7 protein-coding genes are annotated in these 7961 nt (G+C 71.7%); 4 read left to right on the top strand and 3 right to left on the bottom strand.

Going from position 1 to position 7961, the window contains the following annotated elements:
• Nucleotides 1-147: 147 nt before the first annotated feature.
• Entirely contained in the window at nt 148-807 is a 660-nt protein-coding gene (locus tag ACWCPW_RS51155) for a hypothetical protein (protein ID WP_449768539.1), read from the bottom strand.
• A 214-nt stretch (nt 808-1021) separates the two neighbouring features.
• Nucleotides 1022-1507, bottom strand: coding sequence for a carboxymuconolactone decarboxylase family protein (locus ACWCPW_RS51150; protein ID WP_449768538.1), 486 nt, complete (start codon nt 1505-1507; stop codon nt 1022-1024).
• A 256-nt stretch (nt 1508-1763) separates the two neighbouring features.
• Between ACWCPW_RS51150 and ACWCPW_RS51145 the strand changes: the two genes are divergently transcribed.
• The 3 genes from ACWCPW_RS51145 (at nt 1764) to ACWCPW_RS51135 (ending at nt 5204) form a co-directional block, all read left to right on the top strand.
• Entirely contained in the window at nt 1764-2636 is an 873-nt protein-coding gene (locus tag ACWCPW_RS51145) for an RNA polymerase sigma-70 factor (protein WP_449768540.1), read from the top strand.
• An 84-nt stretch (nt 2637-2720) separates the two neighbouring features.
• Nucleotides 2721-3278: a TetR/AcrR family transcriptional regulator gene (locus ACWCPW_RS51140; protein WP_449768537.1), complete on the top strand. Its 558-nt coding sequence runs from the start codon at nt 2721-2723 to the stop codon at nt 3276-3278.
• Nucleotides 3279-3500: 222 nt separating this feature from the next.
• Nucleotides 3501-5204, top strand: a complete 1704-nt coding sequence (locus tag ACWCPW_RS51135; protein WP_449768536.1) for an alpha/beta fold hydrolase — start codon at nt 3501-3503, stop codon at nt 5202-5204.
• 450 nt (nt 5205-5654) lie between these two features.
• On the opposite strand, the gene ACWCPW_RS51130 is transcribed toward ACWCPW_RS51135, so the two are convergent.
• Nucleotides 5655-6668, bottom strand: a complete 1014-nt coding sequence (locus tag ACWCPW_RS51130; RefSeq protein WP_449768535.1) for a zinc-binding dehydrogenase — start codon at nt 6666-6668, stop codon at nt 5655-5657.
• 101 nt (nt 6669-6769) lie between these two features.
• On the opposite strand from ACWCPW_RS51130, the gene ACWCPW_RS51125 reads away from it, so the two are divergent.
• Nucleotides 6770-7708, top strand: coding sequence for a LysR family transcriptional regulator (locus tag ACWCPW_RS51125; protein WP_449768534.1), 939 nt, complete (start codon nt 6770-6772; stop codon nt 7706-7708).
• Nucleotides 7709-7961: the final 253 nt, after the last annotated feature.

Here is a 7961-nt window from a genome sequence, read left to right as displayed (position 1 = left end):
GCGTACTCCCTGTCGATCCGATCACGAACACGACGCAACCGCGCGAGATCAGCCAGGCGCTGCGCCTGGACGCGCGCACGCCGCCATTCAGGCTTACCGGAGAGTGGTTGCCCGCCCGTGCCGCTCGTGCGCTCGGTCCCGCCGGTGCTATGCCGACGGCGCCTGTGCCGCCGCGTCGAGGATCGCCTCGATCGCCTGGTCGTAGACGTACCCGTGTCCGTTCACGAACAGCTCCACGCGCGATCCCGGGCCCGCCTCCCGGTCCGGGACGCCGAGCCGGACCACCCCGGCCGGCGTACGCAGCGTGAACGCCTCGTAGCCGCCACCGCAGGCGTCCACGTCGACGTTCACCTGCTCGTCCCGCAACACCAGGCCGCGCCGGGCGAGTTCGGCCCGCACCAGGGCGATGTTCCGGGCGTAGGCGCGCAACCCTTCGGCGCCATCGGCCAGTTCCCGCACCAAGTCGTCCCACGCGTAGGGATCGCTGTCGCACTCGATCGACCAGGGGCCGTCCGGCTCGGCCGCGCGAACCACCGCGAGTTCCACACCGGGCATGGCGATCCAGTGCTCGAGACCCTCGTACGGCCGGACCGGGAACAGTCGGTACTCGGCCCGCCCTTCGTCGTCCTCCTCGGCCGCGTCCAGGTCGACCAGCCCCTCGGCCGCGCAGCCACGCTCGACGAGCTCGGCCGCGAACGCAACCATGTTCGCCCGCGCCGACGCGTCGAAGCCCGCCCTCTCCGACTCGCCCGAACCGGTCGCGGCCCCCACGGACATCGGCGTCACCGAATTCGTCTCCTCAGGCATCGACTCGCCCCTCCTCGCATCACCGTCGTCCTCGCCGTACACCCTCCCATCCTGTCCGGCCCGACGCGCGGCCACGACGGGGACATCCATCGGCGTGGACAGGCGCGGCGGATGAGGTCCGCGTCGACGAACTCGACGTCGCCTTCGGGGTGTCCACGAGCCGGCCCGGCCCGGGATCGGGTGATCCCGCGCCGGGCCGCGATTCGCCCGGTGGTCAGCCCGCGATGTCGGCGAGGTCGCCGGGTTCGTAGGAACCGCCCTGGTTGTTCAGGATCACGCCGAGGCGGTTGGTCGCGTTGATCATCGCGATCAGCGAGACGAGCGCGATGCTCTGGTCGTCGTCGTAGTGCTTGCGCACCCGGGCCCAGGTCTCGTCGGACACGCCCTCGTGGGCGTCGGCGATCCGGGTTCCCTCCTCGACGAGCGCCAGCGCGGCCCGCTCGGCCTCGTCGAAGGCGGTCGAGTGGCGCCAGGCGGCGACCAGGTTGAGTCGGGCGAAGGTTTCGCCGGCGGACGCGGCGTCCCTCCCGTGGATGTCGACGCAGAATCCGCAGCCGTTGATCTGACTGGCCCGCAGTTGCACCAGTTCCTGGGTGGCCTTGGGCAGCGACGACTCCTGGATCAGCAGACTGACGGCATAGATCCGCTTGCCGATCCTGGTGCCGAGCTCGTTCTCGAACAGGTTCATCCGGGTTTCCATGACTGGTCCTCACTCGTGGAGCCGCGTGCCGCGCGGATCGTTCGCACGGCGTTCCGACGAACACGAGATGCCGGCCGCCCGATCCCTGTGACACCACGGCGTTGTGACGCAGGCCACCGCCCGTCCGCGTCACAAGGCGACCGGGGTCGGTGTCTTGTGCATGACACGATCGAGGGCGAACGGACGGGAGTGGGCTGTGAGCGAGCGCGGCGAGCAAACCGGGGACACGGTCGAACCGTCCGTGGGCGGCGGCGGTATGGGCCCGGCCACCGAGGCGTTCGTCGCCCACCGCAACCTGCTGTTCACCGTCGCCTACGAGATGCTCGGCTCGGCCGCCGACGCCGAGGACGTCCTGCAGGAGACCTGGCTGCGCTGGGTGGGCGTCGACCTCGACGCGGTGCGGGATCCGCGCGCCTACCTGGTCCGGATGACCACCCGCCAGGCGCTGGGACGACTGCGCACCCTTCGCCGGCGCAGGGAGTCCTACGTCGGCCCCTGGTTGCCCGAGCCGCTGCTGACCGCGCCGGACGTGGCCGAGGACGTCGAACTGGCCGACAGCGTCTCGATGGCGATGCTGCTGGTGATGGAGACGCTCACCCCGACCGAGCGGGCGGTGTTCGTGCTGCGCGACGTGTTCGACCTGGAGTACGACGAGATCGCGGAAGCCGTCGACAAGCGCCCGGCCGCCGTCCGCCAGATCGCGCACCGGGCCCGCGCCCACGTCGCGGCGCGCCGCCCGCGCGGAACCGTCTCCCGGGCCGAATCCCACGGCGCGCTCGCCGCGTTCCGGCGTGCGATCGAAACGGGAGATCTGCAGCGCCTGCTCGACATGATCGCGCCGGACGTCGTCCTGCTGACCGACGGCGGCGGAGTCGTCCAGGCCGCCCTGGCACCCGTCGTGGGGGCCGCCGCGGTGGCGCGGGTACTCAGCAGGGTCGACCGCGCGGCGTCCCTGCGGCCGGCGCAGATCAACGGCCACCCGGCCCTGATCCTCCGCCTGGGCGGCGTCATCGACACCGTCATCGCGGTACGCGTCGACGACGGCCTCGTCACCGAGCTCTACGCCGTCCGCAATCCCGAAAAGTTGTCACGGATACGGATCGAGCGTGAAACCGCCGTGAGCCGCTGACTCCGACGGCCCCGCTCCGTCCCGGCGACGGAGGACCGGTGCCGGTGGTTGCGGGAATATGTAGATCGGTCTACCTTTGACGTCATGGGACAGAAGGGCACCGAGACGCGGAACCAGTTGCTGGACGCGACGCAGGAATTGGTCGAGACCGGAGGATACTTCGGCACCGGGCTCAACCAGGTGATCGCGGCCAGTGGCGCGCCCCGCGGCTCGCTCTACTTCCACTTCCCGGGCGGCAAGGATCAGTTGGTCGGCGAGTCCGTCCGACGAGCCGGGCGCACCATCGGCGACACACTGGCGGATCTGGCCGAGTCGAGCCCGTCGGCAGCGGAGTTCGTCGACGCGATGTTGCGCCGACTGGGCGACCGACTGGAAGAGTCGGGTTGGCGCAAGGGGTGTCCGGTGGCGACCGTGGCACTGGAGACGGCGGCCACCAACGACCCGCTCCAGGAGGCCTGTTCCGAGGTCTACACCTCGTGGGAGGCGGCCTTGCGCACACGGCTCGCGGACCGTCCGGACGCCGACGACCTCGCGGTCACGATCCTGGCGCTGGTGGAGGGGGCGCTCCTGCTCGCCCGGGCGCACCGCAGCAGGAAGCCCCTGGACGCCGTCGCGCGCCGGGTCGCCGCCCTGCTGAGCTGAAGCCGACGCGGCCCGGCGTGGCCCGGCGCGGCCCGGTGCCGCCCGGTGCCGCCCGGTGCCGCCCGACTTGACCCGACGTAAGACGGCTCGACCCGGCTCGACCCACGACCGGCGGATCTCATTCTGGCCAAAAAATATGAAGACCGATCCACAGATTACTGCCGCTACCGATCAACCCATATCTATCCAAATCAACACCAGCCCGATCCAAAGAGGAGCTTCATGGACGCGATCGTCTTCGGTGCCAACGGCTTCATCGGCCGCTCCCTCGTCGCCGAGCTGCTCACCCGAGGCCGGCGGGTGGCGGCGGCCGTACGCGACGACGGCAACGACACCCTCACTACGTGGCTGGCCGCCCGGGGCGTCGGAACCGACGGCCTGGAGGTCGTCACCGCCGACATCACCCGTCCGCTTTCCGGGCTGCCGCAGGCACGCGACGTCTACAACGCCGCCGCTCGCTTCGCCTTCGGCCTCGAAGCGCGGGAGGCGCGGGCGACCAACGTCACCGGGGCGCTCAACGTGCTCGAATGGGGCGCCGCGCTGCCCCGGCTGCGGCGACTGGTACACATCAGCGGGTATCGGGTCAGCGCGCCCGACGGCCGTCCCGACTACGCGCGGCAGGGTGCGTACGAGGCGTCGAAGTTCGAGGGCGATCTCGCGGTGCGCGCCCGGGCGCGCGCGTTGGGAGCCCCGCTGACCATCGCCAATCCCAGCACCGTGATCGGACCGGGCCAGTACCTCGGCCTGGCCGCCCTGGTCGAGGACCTGTGGAACGGGCGGCTTCCCGCGCTGCCCGGCGGCCGCGACACCTTCCTGCCGATCACCACGATCGACTACTTCGTGCGATTCCTGGCCGAGATCCCCGCGTCACCCGCCGGTGAGCACCATTGGGTGCTCGACGACGACACTCCGCTGCTCCCCGAGCTGATCGCCACGATCGCCGACCACGCCGGCGTCCGGGCACCTCGCCGAACCATCCCGGTCGGCCTGCTGCGGAGCCTGCCGCGCGCGTTGACCGGCGCCGATCCCGAGACGTTGTCGTTCCTGTCGACCGACCGCTATCCGACCGCGTCCGCCCACGCGTTCGCCGCGAGCGCCGGGTTGCGGATGCCTTCGGCCGTCGAGGCGCTGCGGGCCTGGGCCGACGAGTTGGTGGCCGCCCGCTTCGGTGCCGCGACGCCCTGGTTGAGCCCGTACGGCTTCCACGCCGTGGCGGGCAGCCGTACCTGGGTCGCCGGGGACCGACACTCCCCCGCCCACGTCCTGCTGCACGGACTGCCGATGAACGCCGACCTCTGGGCCCCTCTCGCCGCCCACCTCCCGGGGCCGATCCTGGCCCCCGACCTGCCGGGCCTGGGACGCTCCGGCCCCACATCCCGAGCCGTTCACGCGTGGTTGGCCGACCTGATGGGCCCGGTGCGGACCCGTCCCGTGCTGGTCGCGCACTCCGCGGCCTGTGCGCCCGCACTGCGCTTCGCCGTCGATCATCCCGACCGGGTCGGCGAACTCGTGCTCGTCGCCCCGTCGTTCCTCCAGGCACCGGCCTCGCGGCTCATCCGCTCGGGATTGGTCGGGCCGAGGCTGCGCCGCATGTCCGCCGCTCGGCTGGCGCGGTCTCTCGGTCTCCCCGAGGGGACGGAACTGAACAGCGCCGCAGCCGACTTGCACCGTCGCGCGGTGGCGCGCCGGGTCGCCGCGTCCATCCGCGCGGACTTCGCCGAGCGTCGAAGCGCCCGGGCGTTGCTGGACCGGGTGAGCGTCCCGATCCGGATCGTCGTGGGAACCGCCGACCCCTTGGTCACAGCCGTCGACCACCCGGTGGCCGAGATCCCCGGAGCCGGCCACTACCCCCAACTGACCCACCCCGCCCTGCTCGCCCACCACCTCGCCGCCGCCGGGGCCGCCGGGGCCGCGACCGACGGCTGACCCGACAGGCGCACGATGATCGGCGTGCGGTGCGGCTCCACCGCGCGGACGGTGATGTGTGCCGAGTCGCGGGCGCCGGTCGGCCAGTGCCCGCCGCGTCCCGTGGCGGCCGGCGCCTCGAACGCCAGGGCGTGCACCCGATCCGTGACACCGGTCTCCGGTCTCCGGTCTCCGGACGATCGTGGTTCCCCATCGCGGCCCCTTCGCCCTCGGCGGTTCCTGTTACCTGGACCGCCCCGTCGAGAACGGCCTTCCGGTCGGCCCGAAACACCTGTCGAACACCTCGTCCACACGTTCATGATGACCCACTCGGCCCTCGGATACGGGGAGCTCCTCGTCGCCGAATTCGCCCACTCCCTCGGCATCTCCCGCCGAGTACGCAATCCCACCAGGACCGTCGCGGCCCGCCCCGCACCGCTCCGGTGTCCGTCACCCGGCGCCCGAACTCCCCTACGCGCCCGCCGCCTTGACGATCGTCTTCCCCGTGTTGCCGCCGCGCAGCATGGACAGGAACGCCTCCACGATCCGTTCGAATCCCACGACGACCGTCTCGTCCGACGCGAGCCGCCCACCGAGCAGGTGGGGCACCGCGAACGTGTACAACTCGTCCCGCACGTCGCCGTGGTCGCGGACCAGGAATCCCTCCATGCGCAGGCTCTTCTCCACGAAGTCCGCGTGATCGAAGCGCACGGGCGGGGTGTCCGGCCGGTTGTACTGGCTGATCGTGCCGACCCGGACGATGCGGCCGCGTTCACGCAGGGCACCGACCGCGGCCGCGAGGTGCTCGCCGCCGACGTTGTCGACGAAGACGTCGACGCCCTCCGGCGCGGCCCGCGCGAGCAGGTCCGCGACCGGGCCTTCCCGGTAGTCGAAGACCTCGTCGTAGCCGACCCGTTCGGTCAGGTACGTCGCCTTGGCCGTCGATCCCGTACTGCCGACCAGGTGCCCGACGCCCAGCAGGCGTGCGAACCGGCCGACGGCGGTGCCGACCCCACCCGCAGCGCCGGAGACGAACAGGTCGTCGCCCTCGCGCAGCCGGGCGATGCGGGTGAGGGCGACGTACGCGGTCAGTCCCGTACCGCCGAGCAGGCCCAAATGCGTGGACAGGGCGACGCCCGGCAGGTCCGGAAGCACCTGAGTCTCGTCGGGGCCGACCACCGCGTGTGTGCGCCAACCCCGGCGATGGAAGACCACGGCCCCCTCGGGCAACCCAGGATTGCGGGAGGCGACGACCCGGCCGAGCGTACGGCCCTCCAGCGGGGCGTTCAGGGCGAACCCGCCGTCCATCATCTCGCGGTGGTACGGGTCGACCGACCAGTACAGGTTCTCGACCAAAGCCGTGCCCCGAACCGGCTCGGGCACCGGTGTCTCGACGAACCGGAACTGGTCGGGCGTGGGGAAACCACTGGGGCGGGCGGTCTGCTGGACGGCGACCGCCGTGCTGTTCGACAGGAGCGAGTTCATGGCACGGACGGTAGGCAGGAATGCCCGGGCCGGGCAGAGGGTTGCGCTCATGACCGATTCGTATCCATGAGCCACGCTCATGGCAGCAGGTGGGAGCCCTGATGACGGCCCGAGCCGAGCTTTCTCCGCAAGAGTTGCGGATCCTCGTCGCCGTGGCCGACGAGGGAGGGTTCTCGGCCGCCGCCGCAGCGCTCGGCACCACGCAGTCGGGTGTCTCGCACGCGGTGCGCGGCATCGAACGCAAGGTCGGTGCGGTCCTGTTCGAACGCGGCCGGACCGGAGCGCGACCCACTTCCGCGGGTACGACGGCCGCAGCCCACGCACGGCGCGTGTTGCGCATGCTGGATGTGCTGGTCGCCGAGGCCCGTGCGGCCGGTCGGGGTGCCGACGTGCACGATGGTGCCGCCACCGGAACGCTGCACATCGCCGCGTTTCGCAGCGCCGCCCTGTACCTGCTGCCACCGGTGTTGGCACGGCTCACCGCCCGTCACCCGGGCATCGAACCCCGGGTGCGGATCGTGCGCGAGGTCGGTCCCGGCACCGCCGGGGAGGTGGCCGCGGGGCGCGCGGACGTGGGCATCGCGACCTTGGCAACGGTGACGCCGACGCCGCCGGGCCTGGTCGCCGGCGTCCTGCTGCGGGAGCCCTACGCGTTGGTGCATCCCGTCGGGCATCGTGATCCCCGCTCACTACCGCTGGTCGACTGGAGCGAGAACTGCTCGTCGTACACGCGCGAGTGGTGGGCGAGCCAGGATTGGATCCCCCGCGCCACGGTCGAAGCGGAGGACGACGGAGCCGTCCTCGCCATGGTGGCCGGCGGTTTCGGCATGGCGATCATGCCCGCGCTCTCCCTCACCGACGCACCGCCCTCCGTGGCGGTCGCCGACCTCGGCCCGAAGCGCCCGACACGCTCGGTGGGTTATCTCACCACACCCGAACTCGCCGCCTCCGCCGCGGTTCGAGCGCTCGTCCGCGAACTCCGCCTCGCCCACGCGCCTCGGATACCCCCGAACCCGTCGTCGCGGGTCGGCGTCGGGTGACGCCTCACGCGCGATGGCGGGCGCGATGTCGAGCGCGCGTCCGACCGCGCGTCCGGCAGCGCCGACACGGTGGCCCGACCGGCCCGCCGACGGCCGGTGGTGGGTCCCGTCCGGCCGGGTACCCACCACCGCTCCATCCCCGGCGCGGGCCGACGAAGCGGCCCCCCCCCGCGCGCGCCGCCGGAGAACAGCGACCGGCCCAATAGGAAAAACACAAAACTGAAAAACAGTAACAATGCCACATATATTTATT

It is taken from the genome of Embleya sp. NPDC001921 (assembly GCF_053594475.1).
This window is presented reverse-complemented; position numbering and strand designations above follow the sequence as displayed.